Here is a 26298-nt window from a genome sequence, read left to right on the forward strand (position 1 = left end):
GCCGCGTCGCGTCCGCCGACATTCGGACCGACGAGCGTCTCGGAGTCGCCAGGGTGGCCACGACGAGACACGGCGTCGTGGTCGCGGGTTTCGTTGCTGGCCGTCGTGCGGGCGTTCGGTCGAAGACACGGACGGACCGGGGCACGTTCCGTTTGTACTCCCCAGTCATCTGAAGAACACGAGCAGAAGGCACGGAACCTCGGATGCCGCCGAATGGCACTCTCAGACCGAAACCGCAGGTGCTATGCCTCGCTGCTTGTCTTCTTCATACACAATGACGAACGTGAGCGTTATCGGTTGCGGGAACATGGGTGGGGCGTTACTGAGTGGGCTCGCTCGAACCGGCACGTACGACGTGACGGCTATCGACCTCGACCCGGACGCACTCGCGTCGGTGGCGGACCGCGCCGACCGGACGACCGACGACGTCGCCGTAGCCCGGGAGGCAGACATCGTCGTCCTGGCGGTGAAGCCGACAGCCGTCGACGCAGTCCTCGCGGACCTCGAACTCCGTTCGGACCAGTCGCTCGTCACCATCGCCGCAGGTGTCCCACGGGCGCACGTCGCCGAGCAGACGGACGCAACGGTGGTCCGAATCATGCCGAACCTCGCGGCGGAGACGGGTAACATGGCCGCTGCGGCCACCGAAGCGGGGCTCACCGACGAGATACGCGAGATGCTCGACGCGGTAGGTGAGTTCGTCGAGATCGACGAGAGTCGCATGGACACCTCGACGGCCGTCAACGGTAGCGGACCGGCCTTCGCGTTCTATCTCATCGACGCGATGAAAGAGGCGGGCATCGACGGCGGCCTGGACCCGGAACAGGCCGAGACCCTCGCCGCACAGACGTTCAAAGGTGCCGCCGAAACGGTGCTCCGGGACGAACGCAGCGTCTCCGACCTCATCGACGCCGTCTGCTCGCCGAACGGGACCACCATTGAAGGGATGGAGGTCCTGTGGGACAGTGACGCCGACGCGTCGGTCGTCGAAGCCGTGGGGGCTGCAGAAGAGCGGTCGCGCGAATTGGCCGAACAGTTCCAACATGAGTGAACCCAGTTTCACCGACCACACCGACAGCGAAACCGTCGAACGGGCCCGCCAACGGGCCGCCACAGCGGACCGTGTAATCGTCAAGGCGGGCACGAACTCACTGACCGACGAGAACTCCAGACTCGACCGGGTAAAACTCGACAAACTGGTCAGCGATATCATGGACCTTCGAGACCGGGGCAAGTCGGTGATTCTGGTCTCGTCGGGAGCGATTGGGGCCGGGAAAGGCATGCTCAACGGCGAGGAAACGGAGACTCTCGAGGAGAGCCAAGCACTCTCGACCGTGGGACAGAGCCACCTGATGCGGCACTATACGCAGAGTTTCGACCGGTACGACCAGACGGTCGCCCAGATTCTGCTGACAGAACACGACCTCACCAACCCCGAACGGTTCACGAACGTTCACAACACCATCGAGACGCTGTTCGACTGGGGCATCGTCCCCATTATCAACGAGAACGACGCCGTCGCGACCGAGGAGATTCAGATCGGTGACAACGATATGCTGTCCGCGTCGGTTGCGATCGGGATGGACGTCGACCTGCTGGTGACGCTGACCGACGTTGGGGGGGTGTACACGGGCAATCCAAAAGCCAACCAGGACGCAGAGCTGATCGAGGCCGTCGGGGCCAACTACGACGCCGTCCAGTCACTCGTCGAGGAGAGTACGACCGCCGAGTTCGGTGGCATCCAGACGAAAGTCGAAGGTGCCCGCGACGCCAGCGAACACGGGACCCCCGCGATCATCGCGGGGTCCCAGGACCGGGACGTTCTGGAACGAATCGCTACCGCCAAACCCGCAGGGACGATATTCGTCCCGATAAACGGAGACACAGATGACTGAGTACGATATCGAAACCCAAGTGACAGACGCACGGCAGGCAGCACTGAGACTGGCGAACGTCGACGAGGCGACGCGAAACGCGGCGCTAGCGTCGATTGCCGACACGGTCCGGGCCCATACCGAGGAAATTCTCGACGCGAACGCCACTGACGTCACGGCGGCCGAGGCGATGCTGGACCGAGGTGAGTACACGCAGGCGCTCGTCGACCGGCTGAAACTCGACGAGGCGAAACTCGAGAGTATCGCCGAGATGATCGAGAGCGTCGCCCAGCAGTCGGACCCACTCGGGACGGCACTCGAGGCACGGGAACTGGACGACGACCTCGAACTTTACAAAGTGGTAGTACCCATCGGCGTCGTCGGGACTATCTTCGAGTCGCGACCGGACGCGCTCGTCCAGATCGCCGCGCTCGCGCTCAAGTCCGGCAACGCCGTCATCCTCAAAGGCGGCAGCGAGGCCAGCGAATCGAATCGCGTCCTCTACGAACGTATCCGGGATGCGACGTCGGAACTGCCCGACGGCTGGATTCAGCTCATCGAAGCTCACGAAGAGGTCGACCGGTTGCTGGAGATGAACGACGAGGTGGACCTGCTCATGCCCCGTGGCTCCTCGGAGTTCGTCTCCTACATCCAGGACAACACGCAGATTCCCGTCCTCGGCCACACCGAGGGTGTCTGTCACGTCTATGTGGACGAGGCAGCCGACCTCGAGATGGCCGAAAAAATCGCCTTCGATGCCAAGGTGCAGTACCCCGCGGTCTGTAACGCCGTCGAGACCCTGCTGGTCGACGACGCCGTCGCAGACCAGTTCCTTCCCACTATCGTCGAGCGGTACGAGGAGGCAGCGGTCGAACTCCGCGGCGACGCAGCGACCCGAGACGTCGTCGACGTGGACGCGGCGACCGACGACGACTGGGAGACCGAGTACGGCGACTTGGAACTCTCCATCCGGGTTGTCGACGACGTGTACGACGCGGTCACGCATATCAACACCCACGGCTCGAAGCACACCGAGTCGATCGTCACCGAGGACGACGACCACGCCGAGACGTTCATGACCGGTATCGACGCCGCCAGCGTCTTCCACAACGCGTCGACACGGTTTGCCGACGGCTACCGCTACGGCCTCGGCGCCGAAGTCGGCATCTCGACCGGCAAAATCCACGCACGGGGTCCCGTCGGCCTGGCGGGGCTGACGACCTACAAGTACTATCTCGAGGGCGACGGACAGGTCGTCGCGACGTACGCCGGTGAAGACGCGAAACCGTTCACGCACGACGCCTTCGACGGCCGGTGGACACCCGGCAACCGTACCGACGATTGATGCAGCTCCGCCACTAACGGGAACTATGCCGGACGAGTACCCCGTCGCAGGGCTTCCGACACCGGACCCGACCTACGGACCCGAACGAGTCGTCACCATCCAACTCGACGCGCTCGCGACGAACGACGAGCCGTTCGAGAACGCGGGCATTGGCACTGCGTACAATTTCGCGTCACCGGCCAACAGGCGGACGACCGGCCCGTTCGACCGATTCGTGCGAATGGTCACCGGACCGCAGTACGCGCCGATGGTCGACCACGTGGAGGCGACAGCCGGCCCGATGGAGCAGGACGGGACCACCGCCGAGCAACGCGTCACACTCACCGGCCCCGACGACCGGACGAAGACGTACGTGTTCGGGCTCTCGAACCGTCGCGACGGCAGCCTCGACGAACACTGGCTCACCGACCGGGTGGTTCTCGACTGACTGTCCCGGGACTCGGCACTGTCCGCTATCCGGACCGTCCTGTCGACTTCGACCCCGCCCACAGCGGAGCGAGGCGTTCGCCTCGAACAGCACGGTGTCGCACAGGAAAAGAGTGCCCGCCTCCCCTGCAGCGGTCGCGCGAGACGGCACCGCCGGGCGGCGCCGACGCCATTTATATTCTCGAACCTGACCGGCCGGAGCGGGAGTCCCCACTGCGGCCTGCGGTCCCGATGGACGGTTAGCTCATAGGCTTCGCGGTCGGCATCGAAACCGGGGTTCGTCGCAGTCGAGGGGTCTGTGGCTGCACGCTCAACAGAATTCGCAGTCACAGTACGTCTCACAGACTGCGTTGGTGCAGTCGGCGTTCTGAGCCGAGCAGTACTGTTTCCCGTGTGCGATGAGGAGGACGTGGAGGCTGTACTTGATGTCGTCGGGGACCGTCTCGTTCAGTACCTCGTGTGCTGCCTCGGCCGACGTGGCTTCGTCGATCAGCCCGAACCGCGTCGCGAGGCGCTCGATGTGGGTGTCGACGGCGAACGTCGGTTTCTCGAAGTGGAAATTCAGCACCACACTCGCCGTCTTCGGCCCGATACCCTTGATATCGGTGAGCCAGGCCTGGGCGTCGTCGGTTGCCATCGCCTCGAGGAACGCGAGCGTGTACTCCCCGCCGGTTTCCTCGCGGATACGCGTCAACGACCGCTGGATGCGCCGAGATTTCTGATTCATCAGCCCGACGTCGGAGATAACGTCCGCCAGTTCGGACTGCTCGGCGTTCTCCATCGCCCGATAGTCCGGGTACGTCGCGAACAGACTCTCCGCGGCGCGGGCAGTCTGTGTGTCCGTGACGTTCTGCGAGAGAATCGTCGTGAGCAGTTGGCGAACGCCGTCCTCGCTGTAGGCCCGGTCGGGCTGTCCGTGAAGTTCGACCAGGTCTCGGTGGAGTCTTCGGAGATTCACGTTTGGACAAGGAGTCGCTGTGACATGCCAGTATCGAACCCGAGTTAGCGACCGTGTCCGCGCTGACAGTCTCGTAGGAGGCGTCCGAACCGAGACCCGACGGTCCCGCTCGCCGCCTGCCTCGCCGAGGCCAGCCCGTGTTCGACTCCACAGGGAGTTACTCGTCGGACGTGCCGAGTTCGATCAGGTTCTCGCGGCCCAACTGGAGTTTCTCGACCGTCTTCTCGTCGACCATCCTGCCGATGACGCGTGACGTCTTCGAGGCCGACCAGTCAAACTCGTCGGCGATGGCGGCCTGGCGCATGCGCCCACCGTTCGCCTCCAGCAGCTCCCGAACACGCTCCGTATCGGTCATAACTGCCGTGTCCGTCGCCGTGGCAGCCGCCGAGACGTCCTCGCCCGTCTCTGCCTGCGCTGGAGCGTCCACGTCCACGGACGCCGCCGAGGACGACGGCTGTTCGGCGTCGTCACGTCGACGCCAGCCCGCGTACACACCGAAGCCGAGGAGAGCCAGGAGGAGTCCTCCACCCAGAACGATTCCGGGTCCGATACCGGCGAGCGGCGACGATGCCGTTCCGCCCGGCGTTGCTGCCTGCCCGTCGGACTGTCGTGGCTCCGTGACAGGGCTGAACACGACCCGGGGGCGACGGTCGGCGAACCCCTCGCGGCCGAGGAACGTCACGACCCCGCCGTCCCGGGCGGCGGGCGACGGCTCCAGACGAGCGATGTCGTAGCCGGCCGGGGCCTCGAACTCGAGCGTATCGTTCGCCGTCAAGAAGAATCCACCCTGAAAGACGTCGCCAACGACGAGTGACTCGTTGCGCTGGGCAGCAAAGCCCGTCCAGGTAAACTGGTACGTGACGACCCCCCAGCGGCGGGGAACCTGCTGGATGGTCGTCGAGGCAGTGACGTTCTCGACGCGCAGTTCGCGCCCAGTCGTGTTCGCTGCGTTGGCCACGACACCCTGCATCCGCTGGCGAAACGGGTCGCGATACTGCGACGTGTTCGCCCGGAAGCGCTCCTGGAACGCCTCGTACTCGGCGACGCGACCGTCGGTGTCGAGTCGGGTCCGAATCTGGATTGTCCACTGCGCCGACCCGTTCGGATAGACGTGAACGCGAGTAACCGTGTTGTCCGCTTCCGGCTGTGCCGTCTGTCCCACAGCGTCCGCGGCCGCCACTGGCGGGACGGCCGCGACAAGCAAGAACCCGGTAACGCAGATCGAAACGACAGTTGCCGAACGCTTTCGCGACGAACCAGTCATCCGGTCGCATCTAGGTTCCGACGAAGTGCGTATAAGTAGTTCGTTCACCGGTCGCCCTCTCGGGCCAACCGAGCCGAAACGAGTCCGTTTTGCGGTCGAACGTCGAACACACTGCTGTCGGGCGATTCAAACGGTGAAAATGGCTGCAAACGACTGCAAACGTCCGCGAATCACCCCGACTATGACCCCGGTTTATTATCATCTCCCTCATACGTATGGCTCACGATGAGAACAGAGGCACTCGGATGCGTGCTGGTCGCGCTGTTGGTCGTCGGGCTGACCGCCCCGGTAGCAGCGGTGTCGACGGCCGATGGTGTGACAGCCGCCGACACGAACGCGGCGACAGCAGACGCGACGACCGCACAGGCGAATACGACACAGGGGAACTCGAGCGTGAACGTCACTGTCGGGCAGCAGCTCTCGACGGTGATCGGCGTCTCGAGCGACGAGGTACAGACGGACTTCGAGGACACCGCCTTCGAGATATCCGTCGAGAACGCGGGTCAAGAACTGCGGGCCGAGGCCATCGCCAACCGCGCGGACGAACTAAGCGACCGGGCCGAGAACATCCGCGATGAGTACGAGGACGCCACGGAGGCGCACCGCGAGGGCGAAATCAGTACGTCCGCGTACGCCCGACGACTCGCCACGTTGAACGGCCAGGCGACGAACCTCCTCGACAGTCACGAGCAACTCCGCCAGCGTGCTCAGAACGTCTCCGCGCTCGAACTCCGGGCGGCCGGCGTGAACCAGTCGGCACTGCGTGAGACCGTCGAGAACCTGAGCGGCGTCAGTGGCGCGGGTCCTGCGGCGCTGCTCGACCAGTTCACCGGCCAGTCAGTGGGTGACATCGAACTCGAAACCGCCGGTGGCTTTTCGCTCGAGATAGAGAGCGAGGACGGCGAACAGTCACGCGAGATAGAGCGCCCCCGTGACGCCAATCCGAGCGTCGTCGTGAGCCAGTCAGCCGCACTCGAAACGGCGCGAGAAGGGCTCTCGACGCCGGAGAACGGAACGTGGACGCTCACTGCGGCGAAACTCGAGCAGGATGCAGGCGCATACGAGTTCGCGTTCGTCCTGCGTGGAGCAACCACCCGAACCGGCGAAGCCGAGATCGACGTCGACGGCTCCTCGGGTGCGGTCTTCGCGCTCGAAGAGGAGCTCGAACCGCGTGAGGAGGAGCGTGAAGCGGAGGCCGAAGACGAAGAAAACGAGGCTGACGACGAACTCGCGATGCTCGTCTCCGAAGGAACGCCCGGCCCGAACGCGACGGTCACAGTAACGGTTCTTTCGGACGGTACACCCGTCGACGACGTCACCGTCTTCCTGAACGAGCGGGTCGCTGGGACGACCACCGCGGACGGGACGGCCACGGTGACGCTCCCGGAGAGCGGCGAGGCAACACTCACGGCTCGAAGCGGTGAGGCGGAGGGTGAACTCGAGTTCGAGTTCGAGGCGGAAGACGACGAGGTCTTCCGAAAGCTGAACGTGGACGCCGCGCTGGCCGACGACACAGTTTCGGTGACCGTCGCTTACAACGGTTCGGGCGTCCCGAACGCGACCGTCTACGCGAACGAACAAGCTGTCGGAACGACCGGTCAAGACGGAGCGGTGAGGTTCGCCATCGACACGAACGCGACCGAGGACCTCGAACTCGAAGTCATCAAAGGTGCGTTCGAGGCCGAACTCGAGTACGTCCTCCAGGACGGCTCGCTCACCCTGACCGAGACAGCCCACGAGGGCGATGGCGACAAGGCCGAAGCTCGGGAGGAAGCTGAAGAGGAGCGCGAGGAGGAAGCTGAAGAGGAGCGCGAGGAGGAAGCTGAAGAGGAGCGTGAGGAAGAACTCGAAGAGGAGCACGAGGAGGAAGCTGAAGAGGAGCGCGAGGAGGAAGCTGAAGAGGAGCGCGAGGAGGAAGCTGAAGAGGAGCGCGAGGAAGAACTCGAAGAGGAGCGCGAGGAGGAAGCTGAAGAGGAGCCTGAAGAGGAAGTCGAGACTCCAGACGGAGAACCACCGGAGAACGAAGGTTGAGTCGTCCCCAAATAGACTCAGTCCGGACCGCCACCTGCGCGTAGAACAAACCTCGCCCGTGACGACCGTTTCCAACCCATGTATGAGACACGCTCATGACTGACCGTACAGACACGACCACACATTTCACGAGAGCAAACGGCGTCCGTCTCGGTTACGCACTCCTCGCTCTCGGCCTCCTCCTGACGGGGTCGATGGCCGTCACTGTGGGGGCGGCACAGTCCACCGACTCGGAACAGTCGCCGCCCGCGGAGTCGGCGCTCGTCGTCGACCTCGAGACCGACGGTGCCGCTCGCGTGACACTGCTCACCACCTTCGACCTGACGACCGACGGCGAACGCGCCGCATTCGAGGCGCTCCGCTCGAACGAGACCGCCAGAGAACAGCGAACGAACCAGTTCGCCGCCCGGATGCGGGCAACCGCGACGCGGGCGGACAACGCCTCCGACCGCGACGTGACGATTCGGGACCCTGCGATGACGTTCAGGACCGACGACGACACCGGCGTGGTCGGTCTGTCGGTAACGTGGGAGGCGCTCGCTGCTCGAGAGGGCGACCAACTCGTGCTCCGGGGCCCCTTCGCCAGCGGCTTCGACATCGACCGGCCGTTCAGGGTCGTTAGCCCCGACGGCTACGAGTTACGCACGACCACGCCGACGCCGACCACCCAACAGCAACACAGCGCGACGTGGAGTGCGAGTACGCAGTTCGACGGGTTCGAGGCGGCGTTCGCACCTGCGACGGACGGGGCCGCGACTGACGCGGGTGCCGGGAGGAGCGGCGCCACAGGTCCGGGATTCGGTATCGGCGCCGTGACCGTCGCAGTGCTGACCGGGACTGCGCTCGTCCTGGTCCGCCGCCGGACGGGATAGTCCCCCGGTAGAAAGGCCTCGACTCGGCCGGACCAATCAATCGGCGTCGGCCCGCGGCGACTCCGGACCCGACTCCCGCCGGCGGTGGACACATCTATCTGTCCGGGCACGAACGACAGGTATGCTCGGGTACGCGGCGATGAACCACACGCTCCGTGACGCGGACCCACCTCGTCGGTGCAACCGCGACATGCACAAGCAGACCTGGAAAGACAGGGGGCTCGCGTACGCGGGTGAACTGACGGTGCAGAACTTCACAGACCTGCGAGCGATTCTCCAGTGGAACCTCGACCACGGTATCCGGTTCTACCGGTGTAGCTCCACCCTCGTCCCCTGGAACTCGCAGTTCGACATCACCGACCTCCCGAATTTCGAGCGGATTCGCTCGCTCGCACGCGAGTGTGGCGACCTCGTTCGAGACAACGGGATGCGTCTCACCTTCCACCCGAGCCACTGGTGTAAGCTCGCGAGCGAGTCCGCTGACACCGTCGCCCGCTCCGTCGAGTCGGTCAGGCACCACGGGCGGTGGTTGGACCTGCTTGACCTTCCCCGCTCGCCACGGTACGCGATCAACGTCCACATCGGGGCGCACTACGGCGACAAGGCGGCGACGGCCGACCGGTTTTGCGACGTCATCGACGACCTCCCGCCGCGTGCCCGGGACCGGCTGACCGTCGAGAACGACGACACCGAGTCACTGTGGAGCGTCAGCGAACTCGTCACCGACGTGGCAGCCCGGACGGGGGTCCCGATCACGTTCGATTACCACCACCACAGCTTCACCGACCGGGGGCTCAGTTACCGCGAGGGCTTCGAGATGGCACGCGACACCTGGGGCGACGTGCGGCCAATCACGCACTACTCCGAGCCCGCGCGGCTACACGGCGCGACGGACGCACGTCCACAGGACCACGCGGAACACGTCGCGTCGGTCCCGGAGTGGCTTGCCCGTGAGTCGGACGTGATGATTGAATCCAACGGCAAAGAGCAGTCGATACTGCGTCTGCGGACTGCGCGGTGACCCACCGACCGGCGGAACGGCAGTCCAGACGGACTCACTCCGTGAGGCCGAACCCTCGCTCGAACAGCCAGACGTCGAGGCCGACGACGAGGACTGTCGCGCCGACCAGTACGGCCAGCGAGGTCAGCGGTGGGACACTCGAGATACCGGTCAAACTGAACCGGATGCCGTTGACGATGTAGACGATGGGGTTGAGATAGCTGACCGTCCGGGCGATGCCAGGCAGGTCGGCCAGAGGATAGAACACCCCGCCAAAAAACACGAGCGGTCGGATGAGGAACTGATTGAAGACGGTGAGCTGGTCGAAGTCGTCCGCCCACATGCCCCCCACAAGCCCGAGGCCGCCGAACAACAGGACAACGACGACGACGAACGCGATGAGCAGAGCGGGGTGACGGACTGGCGTTCCGGTGAACAGGTAGCCGAGTGCGAACACGGCGCCACCGACCAGCAACCCGCGGACGGCACTGCCGAGCAGATAGGAGACGATTCCCTCGGCGCTGGAGATCGGGGCCGCGATCATGACCTCGACGTACCCTTCCCACCGGCTGTGGAACAACGAGAAGGCGGCGTTCTGGAAGGACTGGCTGATAGCCCCCAGTGCGATAAGCCCCGGAAGCACGAACTGGAGGTACGGGACACCCTGCGTTTCGCCGATGCGGGCCCCGAGGATAACCCCGAAGACGGTGATGTAGAGCCCGTTCGTCACGATGGGGGGCAGGACGGTGTTTTTTGCGCGCCGGGTGACCCGGAGTACCTCGCGTCTCGCGAGACCCAGCGTCCGGACGACCCAGGTCGGAACGACACTGTCGGGGACGGAGAGAGTGCTGTCGTCGGTCATTGTTCCGTGGTGCTGGACTGTCGACTCCGCTCGGACGGCTGGCTGGTGGTCGTCTCGTCCGACTCGGGCCCGCCGCTGCCGTCGGCCCCGGGGCCGGTCAAGTCGACGAACGCGTCCTCCAGAGAGGCACGGTCGACCTCGAGTGTCTCGACGGTCCGCCCCTGCCGGGACACCGCGGTAACGACCGCTGCCAAGACCGACTCCGCTCGCTCCGCCCTGACAGTGACGCCGTCGGACGTCACCGCGACGTCGTCGACACCGTCCACGGCGCGCAGCCGGTTCGCATGGACTCTCTCTCCGTCGATTTCGGCCCGAATCGTGTCGGTCCCGCGACGCCTGAGTTGTCCGGGCGTGTCGACCACCACCGTCTGGCCCCCGTCCACGACACAGACGCGGTCACACAGGCGTTCTGCCTCCTCGATGTAGTGTGTCGTCAGTAGAACCGTCATGCCGTCGTCGTTGAGTCGCTGGACCACGTTCCAGATGTCCCGTCTGATTTCGACGTCGACACCCGCGGTGGGTTCGTCGAGTATCAGCAGATCGGGGTCCGACACCAGCGCCCGTGCCAGCAGGAACCGGCGCTTCATGCCCCCGCTGAGTGCACGGAACTTCCGGTCGCCTTTCGCGGCGAGGCCGACCGACTCGAGCGCTTCGGCCGCGCGCTCTCGTGCGTCGCTGGCACGGACACCGTGAATCCGCGCCGCGTGTTCGAGCACCTCCTGAATGGGAAAGAACCGGTCCACGTTGAACTCCTGTGGCGCGACGCTGACGTGGTTGCGAACAGCCTGTTGCTCGGTTTCGACGTCGTTCCCGAACACGGCTGCCTGCCCGGCGGTGGGTTCGACCAGTCCCACGAGTGTCTCGATAAACGTGGTTTTCCCGGCACCGTTGGGGCCGAGCAGTCCGAAGAACTCGCCGCGGTCGACCGACAGGGTCAGTCCATCTAGCGCCCGCACACCGTCGTACCGTTTGACGAGGCCCTCGGCCTCGATTGCCGGCGTGTTCGTCATACACAACTACAGGGGCGGCACCCTCAAATCGCCGTTGGTGGCGGACCCGATGTCCCGCCGTCGGCCCGTCGGCGAACCGGGAAGACCGGGCTCGAATCCGCTCGTGGTGTCGGTGCCGGTTGAGACACCGGCGGCCCCGGCCAGCCTGCCCGCGTGGTCGGTCCCCAGCGTCGAGGACAGCCCGCTCACCCGTGTGTGGCAACCTGTGACGCGACTTCCGGCAGCGTGCCGTCCGGGACCTCTCCGACGGACTCGACGGCCTGAACGGCCGACCACCACGACATCGAGACGCCTGCGCCGCCGTGGCCGTAGTTGTGCACGATGTCGCCGGTCCGCTCGACCCGCATCCCGTCCTCGCGGTACGGCCGATACCCGTACTTCGCGTCGATGCGCTCGGGCGTGATATCGACGTAATCGCTCATGATGTCTGCAGTGACCGTGTACAGCCGTTCTGGGATGGTCACGCCGTCGACCGACATCGGCTCTGTCGGGCGTTCGCCCTGCCACTCGCCGTCGACGATGTCGCCCTCTAGATACGACCCGCCGAACAGGATCGTCTCCCGCCGGGGGTACATGTACGCGTAGTGGCTGTACTCGTCGGGCGTGTAGGTGTAGGAGAACGGGAGGGGGTCGTCCCCGTCGTACGGCACTTGGAGGATATGCCCTTTCATCGCTCGCATCGAGTCGTCTCCGAACAGCTCTCGACTGCCGTAGCCGCTACAGTTGAACAGGACCCCGCCCGAGAGGCTGTCGACCTCCGACGCCGTGACGGTTCGGCGTTCGGCCTCTCCGCCGAGCGCCTCGTATGTTCGATACAACTGCGGAACGTACTCGGGCATCTCCACGAAGTACTCCGAGCAGACGTACCCGTCCTGAATCGACTTCCCATCACGGGTCGGCAGTTCGCCCGAGTGGTCACTCGCGCGACGCACGTCCATCCGGCCGGGGAGCGTCGCGATGTCCGCGTCCTCGTAGAGATAGTAGTGTGTGTGCTTTCGTACCGCCACGTCGTCGGTACGGTAGAACGGCTCGAACGAATCCCGGGCCCGACGGATGAGTTCGTCCTCGGAGAAACTGGATTCGATCGCGACGGGGTACACCGACGCGGCGGCGTAGTCGGTTGCGACGGTCGAAACGTCGTCACCGTCGAGATACGCGAAATCCGTCGCGAGCATTCGCGTGTCGTGACCCAGATGCTCGAGCAGGATGCCCGTCGAGAGCGCTTGAACACCGCCACCGACAATCGTGCAGTCCATACACGGTATCAGAACCGTAGCTAATTCAATGCCAGCAAGGACGCGAATACCGTCGGGGACTGCGCGCAACACTCAGTTCATCTGAACGAGTGCCACACCGCCGGCCGTCTCGGCCCCTCTTGTTCGCCGCCTGTCACGTCCTTCGGACTGTGCAGTTTGACACAGGGCCGTTCCGAGTCCGACAGTCACCGCCGCCTCGGGCGAAGCGCAGCAAGATTGAATAGATCACACCCGCTTTTCTGTATATATGCCACCCCGAGGGGACGAAGTGGTGAAACGAGAGACAGGGGCCAGTTCGAGACGGAAACTGTTGCAAGGGTTAGGCGTCGCCGGGACAGCCAGTCTGGCGGGGTGTCCGGCGCTCTTCGGCGGCGACGGGTCGGACGGCCTCGACGTGGAACCCGTCGAGTTGTACGGCCCGTCGGGGGAGCGCGTCACTCCGACGCTCTACTACCAGGCCGACGACCCGCAGTCACAGAGCATCGCACAACAGGTCAAGAACAACCTCGCGAACATCGGTGTCGATCTGCAACTGGAGTCACGGCCACGCAACCAGTTGCTCGCGGAGGACTTCGCTTCCGAGCCACTCCCCGACGAGAACCCGGCGGCGTTCGAGTACGGACCGGTTGGCCGCAACGCCGGGCCGCCGGACCGCACTCGAACCACCGGCGACTGGGACATGCTCATCGGCATCGTCGCGAACTCCTATCCCCGGACGCCGGACAACACCGACTCGTTCTGGACCCGGGACGGACAGGCGAACGCCTACGGGTACGTCCCGAGTACCGACCACGAATCGCTGTACGCGGAGTTCGGGTCGACGACCGACCCGGACGAGCAACAGGCGGCACTCAACGAGGTGTTCGGGAATCTCTCCGAGGACCTGCCGGGCAACTTCCTCAGCCAGAGCAAGGAGTACTTTGCGTTCCGCGAGAATATTAACACCAGCGAGGAGTTTACCGACTTCGGATACACTAAAGGGACGCTCAACAGGTACCGCGACCAGCAGTCCGTCGGCCAGGACTTCGTCTGGATTTCGACGACCCCGCTGACGAACCTCTTCGTGCCGGAGATCGACGACGGGAATTCCACCCGACGGTTCGGTTTAGTTTCCGACCCGACGTACGACGTCACGCCGGACAACGAGATTTACCCGCTCCTGATGGACGCCGAGGACGCCGGCGACAGTCAGGTGTTCGTCTTCACCCTCCGTGACAACCTCCAGTTCGGAACCGACGCCGAGGGCAACGACTACGGACAGATGACGGCCGAGGACTGGGTGTACCAGACGCGGTTCGTCCACGGTGTCGCGGACGACGCCTCCGACCGGTGGAACGAACAGACGCCACCGAGCGCACAGATCGGCGACTACGAGCAGATCGAGCGGGTCGAACAGACCGGCGAACTGGAGTTCCAGGTCGAACTGCCCGAACCGGACCCCGTGTTTCTGTTCCGGCCCGTTCTCTGGGGCGCCTACTGCCTCCCGAAGGCGTTTTACGAGGCGTACGCGCCGGACGCGCAGGCGGCCCGGCAGGCAGAGGAGATTACCCAACTCACCTGGACCGGTAATCTCGGCCCGTACAGCTTCGAGAGCCGGACTAGCGGCGTAGCCGGGTCCTTCACCGCGTCACGGAACGACGACTACTACATGCGCGACCACGTGACGGACAGCAACGTCCGGACGGTCGACGACGGCTGGGCGGACGCGCCGTTTTTCGAGCGGTACCAGTTCGACAACGAGAGCGACCAGTCCGTCGCAACCGAGCGGTTCCGAAACGGGGACGGGAGCCTGTACATCCCCCCGAGTGACGCCGTCGAGGAGTTCCGGCAGTCCGTCGACGACGTCCGTGTCGAGGGTAAACAGTTCCCGTTCATCTCGGTCATGTTCTTCAACCAGCGCTCGAACGGAGACACGCTGACCCGGACACGGGCCGGTCGACAGGCGAGCGCGCTCGTCGTCGACAAGGAGACGATCTCGAACGAGATTCAGCGCGGGCTCACGACGCCGACCTCGACGTTCCAGCCGACGTGGTCCGAGTACTACAACGAGGACGCAGTGACCGAGTACGGTATCGGCGTGACAGAGGAGGACGTCAGGCAGGCCCGGGACCTGCTCCGCGAGAGCGAGCCGTTCTCGGTGGAGTCGGTGTAAACGTGTCCAACCAGACAAATCGGGCGGAACGGCCACGTTCTCGACATCTATCGGGGCCGAACTGGCAGTCATGAAGTGGTACCTGCTCCGGCGACTGCTCTGGACTGGCGTCGCGACGCTGGTCATCCTGACCGTGACGTTCGTGTTGATGGACCTCGTGCCGAATCAGCGCGTCCTCGAAGCACAGTTCCAGGCGGCCCAACAGGGTGTCGACGTCGAGACGGCCGTCCAGGCCGAACGCGAACGGCTGGGACTCGACCGGCCGACACACGTTCGGTATTTCGACTTTCTCCAGAGTGTCCTCCAGCTCGAGTGGGGCTGGTCCTACGAGTACAACCGGCCAGTCCGGGAGGTCGTCCTCCGGAAGGCACCGTACTCGTTGATGTACGGACTCCCGGCGATACTCGTCTCGACCGTGCTGGGCATCGCTATCGGGCTGTACTCGGCGGTCAACCAGTACACCAAACGCGATTACGTCGCGACGTTCGGTGCGTTCTTCGGCATCAGTATCCCGAACTTCTGGTTCGGAATCGTCCTGCTCGTCGTCTTCGGCTCCGTGCTCGGCTGGGTCGAAATCGGATTCAACCCACAGTTGGCAGAGAACGCCGCCGGCAATCTTGTCTGGCTCGACACCGCGACGGCGTCCCATCCGGCGTTCATCGGCGAGGAGGTCGACGGCCCGAGGCGCGTCGGGATCCTCAGCCCAGGCAATCTCAAGCAGCTGATTCTCCCGACGGTCGTGGTGATGACGGCCTCGATCGCCTCGGTGATGCGATTCGCGCGCGCAGAGGCCCTCGAGTACGTCGACGCCGACTTCGTCAAGACGGCGAAAGCAAAAGGCGTCGGCAACTGGCGTATCGTTGGCAAACACGTGCTGCGCCCGGCAGCGGTCCCGCTGACGACCATCATCGTCGGTCGCATCCTCGGCCTGGTTCTGTTCGGTGCCTACGTAACCGAACTCGTCTTCGGGATTCCCGGTATCGGACTCGCGTCGTTCCGAGCCGTGCTCACACAGGACACCAATCTCGTCATGATAACGGTCCTTTTGCCCACGTTCCTGATCGTCCTGGGGAACCTGCTCGAAGACCTGATATACGTGGTTCTGGACCCACGCATCGACTACGGTGATCGCTAGTGACTGGTGACGACTACAAACGCGGCGCTACACCGGCGGGCGACGACACCGACCGGACCGCCACGGATGGCGGGGCCGGTGGCACCTTCGAGACTGTCGAGTGGGACGACATCGACAGAGCGGGACCTAGCCGCCGAGCCGAGGCGGTGTGGATACTCGTGACGGCACCGTGGCTCGTCTGTGCGGTGCAGGTCTCGCTGCAGTTCCTCGCCAGTCTCGCTTCCGGCGGGGGCGGGGGCGGCGGTTCCCTGGCGCCGCTCCCGGTCGTCGGCACTGTCGGTCCGGTCGCCTGGGTGGGCTCTGCCCTCGCCCTGGGTACTGCGTACTACGGCCTCCGTCCGCTCAGGCGGTCACGAATCGCGACGCTCTGGCTCGGGTTCACCGGCGTCTGGCTCGCCGGCGTGTCCGCGACGGCAGTCACCCAGTTGGGCGACGAGTCGGGCCTGGCGGCGTTTCCTCTCCTCGGCGTTGTCACACCGGTCGACTGGCTGTGGCTTCTGACCGTCGCCGTCCTCGTGCGATACGGGGTCGTCCCGCTCTCCAGCAACCGGCGGATAGCCCGGTACTACTGGCGGCAGTTCCGCAGGAATACGGCAGCGGTCGTCAGCGCCATCTACCTCGTCGTCGTGTTCGTCGTCGGCATCGTCGGGGCCCGAGTCGTGCCAGAGCCGTCCCCGACACCCGGGCTGGAGAGCCAACCACCCGCCTTCGTCTCCGTCCCGTCCTACGTCACGGGCGTCGACTGTCCGGGCGGGACGCGAATGGAGGGGGGGACGGAGCTCTGTCAGGGCAGTCTCGCACACCCATTCGGGACGACCGGGGCCGGTGAAGACGTTCTCAGAGCCGTCATTCACGGGATGGAGGTGTCGATGCAGGTGGGACTGATCGCGACCCTGATTAGTCTCGCCATCGCGACGGCCGTCGGCCTCACCGCGGCGTACTACGGCGGCTACGTCGACGAGGTCCTGATGCGGTACGTCGACATCCAACAGACGTTCCCGACGCTCTTTCTCTTCCTGTTGCTCGCGTACAGCCTCGGGGGAAGTCTCTTTCTCCTCGTCGTCATCTTTGGGTTCTTCGGGTGGGGCAACTCCGCACGACTAATCCGTGGCGAAGCCCTTCAACGACGAGAACAGCTCTATATGCAGGCCTCGAAGTCGGCCGGAGCATCGCCGTTCTGGACGATCCGGAACCACCTGCTCCCGAACGTCTCGAACAGCGTTATCACGGCCGCGACACTCTCGATTCCCGTCATCATCATCGCGGAGGCCACGTTCTCGTTCATCGGACTGGCCGACCCGACTATCCCGTCTTGGGGGCGGATCATCTCCGACGGACAGGGGCAACTCCGAAACGCGTGGTGGATTTCGACGATTCCCGGACTGTTCCTGTTCTGTACGGTGCTCGCGTTCAACTTCGTCGGTGACGCGCTCAGGGACGCTCTCGACCCGCGACACGGAGGTGAGGAGTCGTGACGGCGGGTCCGGGCGACCGGGAATCGCGTTCACCCGGCTCGGACGCGACCGACCCCGGGCCACTGCTCGAGGTCAGCGACCTCCACGTCCACTTCGACACTGACGAGGGAACGGTCGCGGCGGTCGACGGCGTCAGCTTCTCCGTCGACCGCGGCGAGACGGTCGCGCTCGTCGGCGAGAGTGGCTCGGGGAAGACGGTCACAGCCGAGAGTGTCACGCGGCTGTTCCAGAGTCCACCCGGATACGTCCCCGACGGTTCGGTACGGGTTAACGGCCGCGAGGTAACCGACCTGGGCGACGACGAACTTCGAGCACTCCGCGGGAATCAGGTCGGGCACGTGTTCCAGAACCCGCAGGGTGCGCTCAATCCGGTGTACTCCGTCGGGTGGCAACTCGAGGAGGCGATTACCCTCCACCACGACGTGACCGAAGCGGAAGCACGAGAACAAGCCGTCGACCACCTGTCACAGGTCGGGGTCCCACAGCCCAGCTCGAAGCTCGACGCGTACCCACACGAACTCTCGGGCGGGATGAGACAGCGCGTGATGGTCGCGATGGCACTGGCCTGCGAGCCGGACCTGCTGATCGCCGACGAGCCCACGACTGCGCTCGACGTGACGATCCAGGCACAGATACTCGCCCTCCTCGACAGGGTCCAGCGCGAGCACGATATGGGCCTGCTGTTCGTCACGCACGACCTCGGTGTCGTCGCCGAGATTGCGGACCGGGTAGTCGTGTTGTACGCCGGAAAGGTGATGGAGCAGGCCCCCGTCGAGGAGCTGTTCGAGTCGCCAGCACACCCGTACACACGTGCGCTCCTCGAGTGCCTGCCGGGGTCCGGAGAACTCGGCGGAATCCCCGGCGGACTGCCCGACCCGAAGTCACCGCCGAACGGCTGCCGATTCGCGCCACGGTGTCCCCACGCCGTGTCCGAGTGTCGAACCGGTGACCAACCGCCACTGTACGAACTGGACGGCGACACCGAGCAGACCGTGTCCTGTGTCCACTACGACCCGGAGACGGGCGCCGGGAACCCGCTCGGACAGACGGCGCCATCGTCTCCCGAGCCGTCGCAGCGGGGTGACGAGGATGAATGACGGAACTGACGCCCTTTTTTCGGTGCGGGGCCTCACGAAACACTACCCCCTCACCGAGGGACTGCTGAACGAGGCAGCCGGCCAGGTTCGGGCCGTCGATGGCGTCGGGTTCGAGGTCCGACGCGGCGAGACGTTCGGCATCGTCGGTGAATCGGGCTGTGGCAAGTCGACTGCTGCCACGTCGATGCTCAGGCTGGAGGAACCGACCGACGGAGCGGTGTTCTTCGACGGTGCCGACCTCCTCGAATACGACGCCGAAGCCCTGCGCCGGTTCCGTCGGGACGCACAGATGATCTTTCAAGACCCCGATTCGAGCCTGGACCCGCGGATGAGCGTCGGCAAGTCGGCGGCTGAACCCCTCGTGGTGCAGGGGATGGACGACCGGAAGCGACGGCGGCGCATCGTGGCCGACCTGTTCGAGCGGGTCGGACTGTCGGCCGAGGACATGGACCGGTACCCGCACGAGTTTTCGGGTGGGCAAAAACAGCGTATCGCCCTCGCTCGCGCGCTCAGCGTCAACCCGAAACTGCTCGTGGCCGACGAACCCGTCTCCGCACTCGACGTGTCGATACAGTCCGAAATTCTGCGCCTGCTCAGCGAGTTTCAGTCGGACCTGGAGTTGGCGGTCGTGCTCATCAGCCACGACCTCGGGGTAGTTCGGGAAGTGTGTGACCGCGTCGCGGTGATGTATCTGGGCGAGTTCGTCGAGGTTGCACCGACCGAGACACTGTTTTCGGACCCACGGCACCCCTACACCCGGACGCTACTGGCGTCGGTTCCGACACCGGACCCGGCCGGTGGCGGTCCCGGGACCGAACTCAGGGGCGACGTTCCGGATCCGTCCGCGCCGCCTGACGGGTGCCGGTTCCACACTCGCTGTCCCGAGGTAATCCCGCCCGAAGAGTTCGACCTGCCACAGTCGACGTGGCGACGGCTCCTCGAGTTCCGTAAGCAGGCCGAACAAGACGCCATCGACCTCGACGGCATCGCACGTGTCGGCGTGCTGGAAAACGAGGACGACTACGGCGGTCTCGAGGAACCGACAGCCGACAGCGTGTCCGTCGCCGACCTCAAACGGTGGATCCGCGCGGAGTACGACCTTCCGCGGACAATCGAGGACGAACGCGCCGAGTCGGTCCTGTCGGACGCACTCGATGCCATCGTCGGCGAGGGTCCGGCGGACGCGATAGACAGGCTCTCCGCCGCGTTCGAGACCGTCTGCGAGCAGTCGAATCCGCCACTCGAACGAATCGAGGCAAACCACCGCGCAGCCTGCTACCTCGAAGAGGAAACCCGGAGCGAGTCCGGGGGGTCCACCGGTGACGGAGACTCGAATTCGTAGCTCGTTTGCAAACAGAACGCGCTTCGACCGGCGGGGCGCTACGGGCGCTGGAACGCCCCTCTCCGGCGTGTGGCTCGAGGCGGAGAGCGGTGTGAACGCGGCACTCGCCTCTTTCTCCCGGTCGACAGGCGGCCAGGCACGGGACGCTCCGGATCGACGCCTCGGAAAATCCCGTTCTCTGTCGGTTCACCGCAGCCGCGCCACTTTAGTTCGTCTGAGCCCTGTTCCATCTGTGAATCAGACGGCAATCCTTCACATGACAGCCGCCGTCCTCGCTGGAGGCGGGTTCTTCCTGTCGGACAGACTGCTTACCATCGGTCTCTTCGGACTCGCAGGCGTCCTCTTTATCGCTGGAATCGTAATCGCACGGCGCGGCGACGACCGGGACCCCGCTAGCGAGGTCTGAGCGACACTACCCTGCTGCGCGCGGAGTACCTGACTCACTCGTCGTAGGTTCCGTTCGACGGGGACCACAGCGTGGTCGGGACCATCGGGGTGGGACGTGTGTACACTCGCCTCACCGCGACCGGCGGCACGTGGACCAGATGACTGACGCCCACGCACTCCCACTCGGTGGGAGGCGGCCGTCGGGTCACGGTTTCGTGACGGTCGTATCTTTACAGAGAGCGCGTCTCAGTCGCCATCCGACGGAGCGGGGTCCGCGATTGGACCGTTCGACTGGTTCGAGCCACTCCCGGTCGTGTCGGTGATGAAGTAGCCCCGATACATGTAGAAGAAGTACACGTAGGGGATCTTCGCCAGCACGTCCAGGAACGCGAAGGTCATGCTGACACCTGCAACTGTGGCGAAGCCGACCCCTTTCGGACCGGCGAACCAGACGAGCGGGTACGCAACCCAGAGCAGGGCGATGTGGTTTTTCAACAGCGTGTAGAGGCCGACCTGAACCGGGTCACCGCTCAGGTAGCCCTGGAACCCACGGTACAGGTACCAGAGCAGGCCGAGGAACAGCGCCGACGAGACGGCGAACAGGCCCCAGCGGACCGCCCCCTGCGTAATAACGGCACCGAGTCCCGCCATGATCATGCCGACATCGGCCAGCATCGAACCCGCGATCTTCGACCGCGGCGCGCCGGCAGCGTAGCCGACGAACCCGATCAGAAACGGCGTCGTGACGAGCCAGTCGATGTAGCGGGGTGTATTCAGTGTCAGGCCGTTGATCGAAACCATCCCGATATTGAGTGCCATCGCGACGTACGCGATGCCGGCCCCGGCCGGGATGATCAACAGGTACGTCAGCGTGGTTCTATCCGACGACTCGGGGAGTGAGCTACGGATAGCGATCACGATGGCAGTCCCGATTGCGAACGATGCGACTGCCAGCCAGTACGTGAGCGTCGTGGCCATCATCGCCGCTCACCTCCGTCGGCCCGGGCCTGCGGTTTCCTGGTGGTATCGACGCCGACAGAGAACATGTCGACCTGCGACCGGAGGTCGCGGACCGCCGTCGTCTCGAACTGTTCGAGAGAGTTCGCGATTTGCTCCGCCAGACTGCGTTGTTCGTCGATGGCGGCGGCTGCCTCACTCGCGGCCTCGGCGGTTTCCGCGCTCAGCGTAGCCACCTCGTCGACAGAGTCCACAGCCTGCTGGACCGTGTCCGTCTGGTCGGCGGCCGTCCGTTGCATATCGTCGATAGAACCCGTAATCTCGGCAATCGACTCGGCGATACCCTCGACCTCTGCCAGTGCACTCCCGACGGTCTCGCTTCCTTCCTGGACGCGGCCCTTGGTCTGTTGAATCGTCTCGGTGACGGTTTCGGTCTGTTTCCGAACCCTCTCGACCATGTCGGCGATCTCCTGGGCCTGGTCCTGGGTCTCCTCGGCCAGTTGCTTTACCTCATCGGCGACGACCGCGAAGCCGTCTCCGCTCCCGTTTCCACTCTCACCGGCCCGCGCCGCTTCGATCGAGGCATTCAGCGCGAGGATGTTGGTTTGTTCGGCGATATCCTGGATGACCTCGACGATCTCGTCGATATTGTCCGTCTGTTCGTTCAGCACTTCGACGGCGTCCACCGTCGTATCGACCTCCTCGGTAATGGCGGCCATCTCTTCGAGCGCCGCTTCGGACGCCGACTGTGCGGAGTTGCTCGCAGTGGACACCTCCTGGGCCTGCTCGCTGACGCTATCCAGTGTCACTGCCATCTCCCTGACAGATTGACTGACTTCGCCGAGGTCGTCGGTCGTTGCCTGCAGTTCCGACTGCTGGCGCTCGGTTCGTTCCTGAATGTCCGTCGCCCGCTGGTCGGCGAGTTTGACGCCGTCCAGCATCTCTCGGCCAGCCTGTTGCATCTCACTCGTCTCCGTCGAGATGTCGGTACTGACGTCGACGACCGTTCCGAGTGCGGTCTGAAGGTCGTCCATCATCTCGTTGAACGACTCGCCGATGGTCTCGAGGGCCGGCTGATCGTGACTGACGTCCAACCGCCTGGTGAGGTCGCCGTCGGCAGCTGCTGCCATCGTCTCCGCGTACGACGTCGCCACACGCTCGTACTTGACAGCCTGTTCTCGGGCTTCAGTTTCCGCCTCCTCGGCACGCTGTTGTGCCGCCTGCGCCTCCGACTTGGCCTCTTCGGCGTCGGCCCGCATCGTCTGGACCTGGTCGATCTGCGTTCGCAGAGAGGCACGCATGTCGTCGATGGTATCGACGAACTCACCGAACTCGTCGCTCCGCTTGGTCGTGAGTTCGTCCTCGACCTCACCTGCTGCCACCTGCTGAATCTGTCTGGTATTCTCCCGGAGCGTCGCCACGGTCTCCGCGGCGTTAATCGAGCCCAGAGTCAGCAGTCCCGCGATAGCAGCGATGACCGTCGACCCAGCGTCGTTCGTTGTGATTCCAACTGTTGCAATGAACACAGCTGTAACTAGATACCCCACCGACAGCTTGATGCCGTAACTGCGTCGGATTGCTCCCAGCATGAACTGAGCTATACAATGTACCTGTTCAACGGTATAAACTGGCTCGGCCCAATTATCAACTCGTAAAATAGGGCGAGGCCGAAGCCGCCAGTATCGACATTCTGGGCGGGTTTCCCGCCGGTCGAGGGAGCGCGACCGTCGGTCGATTCTGGACCAATCTTCCAGTTCAGCGCGGGGAGACGACCGCGCCCCGATAGCGGGCCAGCCTCAGCTTCAAAACTTTGGAATCGCGGGCCAGCCGGTCGCCAACCGCGTCGCCCCGTCCGATACCTCGATACCGATTGCTCTCGGTGTCTGCCCGGTATGAGTGTCGTGTTCAGAGTAGCCGACTCCAACTGAATGCGAGAGACCGTCACCGGTCGCAGTCTCTGGCCCGGTGTCGTCGAGGAATCGGCGGCGGGTCCTGGCACCAGACCGGAGCAGGGCGCAGACGTTCTCGACACTCGTGGCTGTAGTAACACGTATGTCGCTGGAATACGGAGTACTGTTCGATGCGTATCAAAGACAAACCCGCGACGCCGACCCCGAGTCGTCTCCTCGGACTTATCCTCCTGATCGGTGGCGGGGTCTTCATCGGGGACTTCTTCTGGGCTATTGCGACGTACTCGCCGTCGATCCAGTCGGCAGGGCCGACGGTGTGGACGGTGCTCGTCTCGGGCGTCCTCGCTGGCTCTGTTCTCGTTGGCGTGGGTGTGGCGACGGTACTGCACTCGGCTGGTCACACTGAGATTGCCACGAACCTGGACTGGAACCTGTAGTCGACGACACCGGCACGCCGAACGTTGCCGGATCGGTTCCTGTCCGACCCCGGAAGGTAAGTATAACGACATCGTTGATACGGCTATGAGCGAAAATTGGGGGTCAGTCGTCGCGCAGACGACCGGGATCAGGTGTGAGTCGTATCCCGACGAGTGTGCGTTCGCGATGCAGGCGGGCGTGTTCGACGGCGGGAGTGGGGCTGAAGCCGTTCTCCGGTCTCTGCGCCCAACCGGTTGTTGCCCGACGTGCGGCAGCGACCTCGAATCCTGGGAACCGCAGTTCCCGTCGGTCGCGCCGGGCCGCCCCGGCGACTGGTGAACCGTCCGTCACCGCTTTCAGGCCAACTGTTTCCCCCACATTAACGAATTTGTTCGAAGGGGCAGTTTTATGAATTAGACTCGTCTAAACTCTCACGAGAATGCTTAGCGACGTGATGGAGGACTATCTAAAGGGGATTTACGACCTCCAGCGTGAGGGCGGGGCACCGGTCGAGACGTCACTGATCGCGGGGTCGCTCGACGTGACGGCACCGACGGTCACCAGTATGATGGAGAAACTGGAGGAGCGGGGGCTCGTCGCACGCGAGAAATACGAGGGTGTTGAACTGACGGACGAGGGAGAGACGGTCGCTGTCGAGATCATCAGGCATCATCGACTGCTGGAAGCGTTCCTGGTCGACCACCTCGACTACGAGTGGACCGAAGTCCACGAGGAAGCCGACGTGCTGGAACATCACATCAGCGAGGAGTTCGAGGAACGAATCGCCGAGCGACTGGGTGACCCGACGGTCGACCCCCACGGCGACCCGATCCCGGAGGCCACACTGGAACCGCCGACAGCAGACGAGACCCGGCCACTCGGGGAGTTCGCAGTCGGTGACTGCGTCGTCGTCGCACGGGTCAGGGACCGGGACGAGGACGAACTGGAGTACCTCGCCGAAGCGGGCATCGTTCCCGGTCGCCGGCTCGTAATCGAGGAGAAGGCACCGATCGGAATGTTGACAGTCTCTCACGGCGACGGCCAGCAGAATCTCCCCGACGAGGTGGCAGGGACGATCAGGGCACAGACCGTCGACGTTGACACCGAGGAGCAGTCCGACGCCCGGCACGTCACGGAGCTATGAGCGGCTTTCTCGAAATCATGGTGGTCGCGATGACCGCCCAGTTGGCCGTGCTACCGGGGGAGAAGGTGCAGTTTCTCATCTCCGGACTCTCGACGCGTTACAATCCTCTCGTGGTCGTCTCCGCTGCCGGGACGGCATTCGCCGGCTGGACCGCCCTCGAAATCTGGTTCGGGCAGGCGGTCCAGGGGGCGCTCCCGGGCGTCTATCTGGACGCCATTACTGCCATTCTCTTTCTGTTCTTTGCGGCCGCGCTCTGGCGGTCGGCGCCGGCGGCCGAGGAACAACCGATGGACACCGACGGCTCCGGCGTTCGGGCAATCGACGGATACGAACTCCCGCTGGTCGGGCGAGTTCCAACGACGTTCGGTTCCTTCTTTCCGATCTTTAGCATGATGGCCGTCGGTGAGTTCGGCGACAAGACACAACTGGTCACCATCGGCCTCGCTATCCAGTACGGCGCACACCCTGCAATCTGGGCGGGCGAGATGCTGGTGATCGTCCCAGTGAGCCTCGCCAACGCCGTGTTCTTCTACCGGTTTTCCCACACGTTCGACCTCCGGAAGGCCCACTTTTTCGGCGCCGGTCTGTTCACCTTCTTCGGGTTAGACACGGTGTTGTCGATTACTGTCGGGTTCTCGGTCTGGGAGCGACTCGTGCAGGTGCTGAGTACGGCTATTCTCGGCCTGTTCTAGCACTTACTCCATCCGCTCGGGCATCTGCAGCGCGCCGAACACGAGCGAGAGTAAACAGAGTATCAACACGCCGACCGCACCGAGGATATCGTGGCTCGTCGCGAACGCCAACGACGAACCGAGCAACAGGGTGAGCAGTGCAACGGGGTACATCGCCGACTCCGGGAGGGCCTCCAAGACGTCCCGCGAACGCTCATCGAACATCTGCTTGTTGTATCTCCCGCTAGTTATTTGATTTCTGTCATTGTTTCCTGACAGGAACTGCCCGAACAGAACTCGACCCCTGCGCTCGACGCGGCGCAACTACTCGTCGTCAGCGCTCGACGTGAGCGAGACTGTTTCCTCGTGGTCTACGCTGACGGTGAACCCCTCGTACTCGAAGGAGACGTGCCCGTTCCGGAGTCGCGACCCGTTGGAGCTATCGAACATCGATTCGAGCGCGTCGGGGTCGATTGCGGTGTGTAGCGGCGCCAGCGAGTCCGAATCGACTCCCCTTTCGGCGGCGACTTTCCGAACCAGAGCGTAGCAGATCGACCCGTCGGCCATACACCGTGTACTCCGTCCCACCCTCTTACCTGCTTCGACCGACCCGAGTCCAGTCGCCACGTTCCGGATTCTACGAACCCCGCCGCCACGGGCCCGTGGCAAAAGTGGCTCTCGTCACCCCTCGAAAACTGCGTGGACGCGACGCG

At 64.3% G+C, this 26298-nt stretch carries 26 protein-coding genes; 17 read left to right on the forward strand and 9 right to left on the reverse strand.

What is annotated here, in order from left to right; all coding sequences use genetic code 11:
- Positions 1-274 precede the first annotated feature (274 nt).
- Genes proC through Q0964_RS11165 form a run of 4 tightly spaced genes read left to right on the forward strand, consistent with a single transcriptional unit; the run spans position 275 to position 3646 of the window.
- Positions 275-1051, forward strand: coding sequence for a pyrroline-5-carboxylate reductase (gene proC / locus Q0964_RS11150; RefSeq protein WP_299267362.1), 777 nt, complete (start codon positions 275-277; stop codon positions 1049-1051).
- Positions 1044-1895: a glutamate 5-kinase gene (gene proB, locus Q0964_RS11155; RefSeq protein ID WP_299267364.1), complete on the forward strand. Its 852-nt coding sequence runs from the start codon at positions 1044-1046 to the stop codon at positions 1893-1895. The genes proC and proB overlap by 8 nt, the downstream gene beginning before the upstream one ends.
- Positions 1888-3219 carry a glutamate-5-semialdehyde dehydrogenase gene (locus Q0964_RS11160; RefSeq protein WP_299267367.1) on the forward strand — a complete coding sequence of 444 codons (1332 nt, stop codon included), beginning with the start codon at positions 1888-1890 and terminating at the stop codon, positions 3217-3219. The genes proB and Q0964_RS11160 overlap by 8 nt, the downstream gene beginning before the upstream one ends.
- Positions 3220-3244: 25 nt before the next feature.
- Complete coding sequence (locus tag Q0964_RS11165) at positions 3245-3646, forward strand: DUF4864 domain-containing protein (RefSeq protein ID WP_299267370.1); 402 nt, start codon at positions 3245-3247, stop codon at positions 3644-3646.
- A gap of 309 nt (positions 3647-3955) precedes the next feature.
- Here Q0964_RS11165 and Q0964_RS11170 read toward each other — a convergent pair whose 3' ends face one another.
- Both Q0964_RS11170 and Q0964_RS11175 read right to left on the reverse strand, forming a co-directional pair.
- Positions 3956-4603 (reverse strand): endonuclease III domain-containing protein, encoded by a 648-nt coding sequence (locus tag Q0964_RS11170; RefSeq protein ID WP_299267373.1) that lies wholly within the window; start codon positions 4601-4603, stop codon positions 3956-3958.
- Positions 4604-4760: 157 nt separating this feature from the next.
- Positions 4761-5867, reverse strand: a complete 1107-nt coding sequence (locus tag Q0964_RS11175) for a helix-turn-helix transcriptional regulator (protein ID WP_299267376.1) — start codon at positions 5865-5867, stop codon at positions 4761-4763.
- Between the two features lie 225 nt (positions 5868-6092).
- Between Q0964_RS11175 and Q0964_RS11180 the strand changes: the two genes are divergently transcribed.
- From Q0964_RS11180 to uvsE, 3 genes are all read left to right on the forward strand, one after another.
- The gene (locus Q0964_RS11180; RefSeq protein ID WP_299267378.1) at positions 6093-7898 is read left to right on the forward strand and encodes a DUF7096 domain-containing protein; all 1806 of its coding nucleotides are present in this window, start codon (positions 6093-6095) and stop codon (positions 7896-7898) included.
- 95 nt (positions 7899-7993) lie between these two features.
- Positions 7994-8770, forward strand: a complete 777-nt coding sequence (locus tag Q0964_RS11185; protein WP_299267382.1) for a DUF7345 domain-containing protein — start codon at positions 7994-7996, stop codon at positions 8768-8770.
- A 121-nt stretch (positions 8771-8891) separates the two neighbouring features.
- Positions 8892-9791, forward strand: a complete 900-nt coding sequence (uvsE, locus tag Q0964_RS11190; RefSeq protein ID WP_299267385.1) for a UV DNA damage repair endonuclease UvsE — start codon at positions 8892-8894, stop codon at positions 9789-9791.
- 34 nt (positions 9792-9825) lie between these two features.
- Here uvsE and Q0964_RS11195 read toward each other — a convergent pair whose 3' ends face one another.
- The 3 genes from Q0964_RS11195 to Q0964_RS11205 all read right to left on the reverse strand — a co-directional run bounded on the left by Q0964_RS11195 (position 9826) and on the right by Q0964_RS11205 (position 12898).
- A complete protein-coding gene (locus tag Q0964_RS11195; protein WP_299267386.1) occupies positions 9826-10632 on the reverse strand; it encodes an ABC transporter permease in 807 nt (268 codons plus the stop codon).
- Positions 10629-11642 (reverse strand): ABC transporter ATP-binding protein, encoded by a 1014-nt coding sequence (locus Q0964_RS11200; protein WP_299267388.1) that lies wholly within the window; start codon positions 11640-11642, stop codon positions 10629-10631. Before Q0964_RS11200 ends, Q0964_RS11195 begins: the two co-directional genes overlap by 4 nt.
- 185 nt (positions 11643-11827) lie before the next feature.
- A complete protein-coding gene (locus tag Q0964_RS11205) occupies positions 11828-12898 on the reverse strand; it encodes an FAD-dependent oxidoreductase (protein WP_299267391.1) in 1071 nt (356 codons plus the stop codon).
- Between the two features lie 247 nt (positions 12899-13145).
- Between Q0964_RS11205 and Q0964_RS11210 the strand changes: the two genes are divergently transcribed.
- From Q0964_RS11210 to Q0964_RS11235, 6 genes are all read left to right on the forward strand, one after another.
- A complete protein-coding gene (locus Q0964_RS11210) occupies positions 13146-15050 on the forward strand; it encodes an ABC transporter substrate-binding protein (RefSeq protein WP_299267393.1) in 1905 nt (634 codons plus the stop codon).
- 70 nt (positions 15051-15120) lie between these two features.
- Positions 15121-16185, forward strand: coding sequence for an ABC transporter permease (locus Q0964_RS11215; protein WP_299267395.1), 1065 nt, complete (start codon positions 15121-15123; stop codon positions 16183-16185).
- Positions 16185-17660, forward strand: a complete 1476-nt coding sequence (locus Q0964_RS11220; protein ID WP_299267396.1) for an ABC transporter permease — start codon at positions 16185-16187, stop codon at positions 17658-17660. Before Q0964_RS11215 ends, Q0964_RS11220 begins: the two co-directional genes overlap by 1 nt.
- A 62-nt stretch (positions 17661-17722) precedes the next feature.
- Positions 17723-18757, forward strand: a complete 1035-nt coding sequence (locus Q0964_RS11225) for an ABC transporter ATP-binding protein (protein WP_299267551.1) — start codon at positions 17723-17725, stop codon at positions 18755-18757.
- Entirely contained in the window at positions 18750-20099 is a 1350-nt protein-coding gene (locus Q0964_RS11230) for an ABC transporter ATP-binding protein (RefSeq protein ID WP_299267398.1), read from the forward strand. Before Q0964_RS11225 ends, Q0964_RS11230 begins: the two co-directional genes overlap by 8 nt.
- A 232-nt stretch (positions 20100-20331) precedes the next feature.
- Positions 20332-20505, forward strand: a complete 174-nt coding sequence (locus Q0964_RS11235; RefSeq protein ID WP_299267403.1) for a hypothetical protein — start codon at positions 20332-20334, stop codon at positions 20503-20505.
- A 227-nt stretch (positions 20506-20732) separates the two neighbouring features.
- Here Q0964_RS11235 and Q0964_RS11240 read toward each other — a convergent pair whose 3' ends face one another.
- Entirely contained in the window at positions 20733-21467 is a 735-nt protein-coding gene (locus tag Q0964_RS11240; protein WP_299267406.1) for a bacteriorhodopsin, read from the reverse strand.
- Positions 21464-23032 (reverse strand): methyl-accepting chemotaxis protein, encoded by a 1569-nt coding sequence (locus Q0964_RS11245; RefSeq protein WP_299267410.1) that lies wholly within the window; start codon positions 23030-23032, stop codon positions 21464-21466. The genes Q0964_RS11240 and Q0964_RS11245 overlap by 4 nt, the downstream gene beginning before the upstream one ends.
- A 491-nt stretch (positions 23033-23523) precedes the next feature.
- Between Q0964_RS11245 and Q0964_RS11250 the strand changes: the two genes are divergently transcribed.
- From Q0964_RS11250 to Q0964_RS11265, 4 genes are all read left to right on the forward strand, one after another.
- A complete protein-coding gene (locus Q0964_RS11250) occupies positions 23524-23790 on the forward strand; it encodes a hypothetical protein (RefSeq protein ID WP_299267415.1) in 267 nt (88 codons plus the stop codon).
- Positions 23791-23875: 85 nt separating this feature from the next.
- A complete protein-coding gene (locus Q0964_RS11255) occupies positions 23876-24109 on the forward strand; it encodes a hypothetical protein (RefSeq protein WP_299267418.1) in 234 nt (77 codons plus the stop codon).
- A gap of 100 nt (positions 24110-24209) precedes the next feature.
- Entirely contained in the window at positions 24210-24914 is a 705-nt protein-coding gene (locus Q0964_RS11260; protein ID WP_299267421.1) for a metal-dependent transcriptional regulator, read from the forward strand.
- On the forward strand, positions 24911-25606 hold the full coding sequence (locus Q0964_RS11265; protein WP_299267426.1) for a TMEM165/GDT1 family protein: 696 nt from the start codon (positions 24911-24913) through the stop codon (positions 25604-25606). Before Q0964_RS11260 ends, Q0964_RS11265 begins: the two co-directional genes overlap by 4 nt.
- Positions 25607-25609: 3 nt before the next feature.
- Here Q0964_RS11265 and Q0964_RS11270 read toward each other — a convergent pair whose 3' ends face one another.
- Both Q0964_RS11270 and Q0964_RS11275 read right to left on the reverse strand, forming a co-directional pair.
- Positions 25610-25810, reverse strand: coding sequence for a hypothetical protein (locus Q0964_RS11270; protein ID WP_299267429.1), 201 nt, complete (start codon positions 25808-25810; stop codon positions 25610-25612).
- A 99-nt stretch (positions 25811-25909) separates the two neighbouring features.
- Complete coding sequence (locus Q0964_RS11275; protein ID WP_299267432.1) at positions 25910-26152, reverse strand: HalOD1 output domain-containing protein; 243 nt, start codon at positions 26150-26152, stop codon at positions 25910-25912.
- Positions 26153-26298: the final 146 nt, after the last annotated feature.

Source organism: Halorientalis sp., assembly GCF_028275115.1.
Taxonomy (GTDB): Archaea; Halobacteriota; Halobacteria; order Halobacteriales; family Haloarculaceae; genus Halorientalis.

What these genes read in the sequence shown, in the direction of transcription:
- proC (WP_299267362.1), top strand. Translation starts at nt 275, where the DNA reads ATGACGAACGTGAGCGTTATCGGTTGCGGGAACATGGGTGGGGCGTTA.
- proB (WP_299267364.1), top strand. Translation starts at nt 1,044, where the DNA reads ATGAGTGAACCCAGTTTCACCGACCACACCGACAGCGAAACCGTCGAA.
- Q0964_RS11160 (WP_299267367.1), top strand. Translation starts at nt 1,888, where the DNA reads ATGACTGAGTACGATATCGAAACCCAAGTGACAGACGCACGGCAGGCA.
- Q0964_RS11165 (WP_299267370.1), top strand. Translation starts at nt 3,245, where the DNA reads ATGCCGGACGAGTACCCCGTCGCAGGGCTTCCGACACCGGACCCGACC.
- Q0964_RS11175 (WP_299267376.1), bottom strand. Translation starts at nt 5,867, where the DNA reads ATGACTGGTTCGTCGCGAAAGCGTTCGGCAACTGTCGTTTCGATCTGC.
- Q0964_RS11180 (WP_299267378.1), top strand. Translation starts at nt 6,093, where the DNA reads ATGAGAACAGAGGCACTCGGATGCGTGCTGGTCGCGCTGTTGGTCGTC.
- Q0964_RS11185 (WP_299267382.1), top strand. Translation starts at nt 7,994, where the DNA reads ATGACTGACCGTACAGACACGACCACACATTTCACGAGAGCAAACGGC.
- uvsE (WP_299267385.1), top strand. Translation starts at nt 8,892, where the DNA reads ATGCTCGGGTACGCGGCGATGAACCACACGCTCCGTGACGCGGACCCA.
- Q0964_RS11195 (WP_299267386.1), bottom strand. Translation starts at nt 10,632, where the DNA reads ATGACCGACGACAGCACTCTCTCCGTCCCCGACAGTGTCGTTCCGACC.
- Q0964_RS11200 (WP_299267388.1), bottom strand. Translation starts at nt 11,642, where the DNA reads ATGACGAACACGCCGGCAATCGAGGCCGAGGGCCTCGTCAAACGGTAC.
- Q0964_RS11205 (WP_299267391.1), bottom strand. Translation starts at nt 12,898, where the DNA reads ATGGACTGCACGATTGTCGGTGGCGGTGTTCAAGCGCTCTCGACGGGC.
- Q0964_RS11210 (WP_299267393.1), top strand. Translation starts at nt 13,146, where the DNA reads ATGCCACCCCGAGGGGACGAAGTGGTGAAACGAGAGACAGGGGCCAGT.
- Q0964_RS11215 (WP_299267395.1), top strand. Translation starts at nt 15,121, where the DNA reads ATGAAGTGGTACCTGCTCCGGCGACTGCTCTGGACTGGCGTCGCGACG.
- Q0964_RS11230 (WP_299267398.1), top strand. Translation starts at nt 18,750, where the DNA reads ATGAATGACGGAACTGACGCCCTTTTTTCGGTGCGGGGCCTCACGAAA.
- Q0964_RS11240 (WP_299267406.1), bottom strand. Translation starts at nt 21,467, where the DNA reads ATGATGGCCACGACGCTCACGTACTGGCTGGCAGTCGCATCGTTCGCA.
- Q0964_RS11245 (WP_299267410.1), bottom strand. Translation starts at nt 23,032, where the DNA reads ATGCTGGGAGCAATCCGACGCAGTTACGGCATCAAGCTGTCGGTGGGG.
- Q0964_RS11250 (WP_299267415.1), top strand. Translation starts at nt 23,524, where the DNA reads ATGCGTATCAAAGACAAACCCGCGACGCCGACCCCGAGTCGTCTCCTC.
- Q0964_RS11255 (WP_299267418.1), top strand. Translation starts at nt 23,876, where the DNA reads ATGAGCGAAAATTGGGGGTCAGTCGTCGCGCAGACGACCGGGATCAGG.
- Q0964_RS11260 (WP_299267421.1), top strand. Translation starts at nt 24,210, where the DNA reads ATGCTTAGCGACGTGATGGAGGACTATCTAAAGGGGATTTACGACCTC.
- Q0964_RS11265 (WP_299267426.1), top strand. Translation starts at nt 24,911, where the DNA reads ATGAGCGGCTTTCTCGAAATCATGGTGGTCGCGATGACCGCCCAGTTG.
- Q0964_RS11270 (WP_299267429.1), bottom strand. Translation starts at nt 25,810, where the DNA reads ATGTTCGATGAGCGTTCGCGGGACGTCTTGGAGGCCCTCCCGGAGTCG.
- Q0964_RS11275 (WP_299267432.1), bottom strand. Translation starts at nt 26,152, where the DNA reads ATGGCCGACGGGTCGATCTGCTACGCTCTGGTTCGGAAAGTCGCCGCC.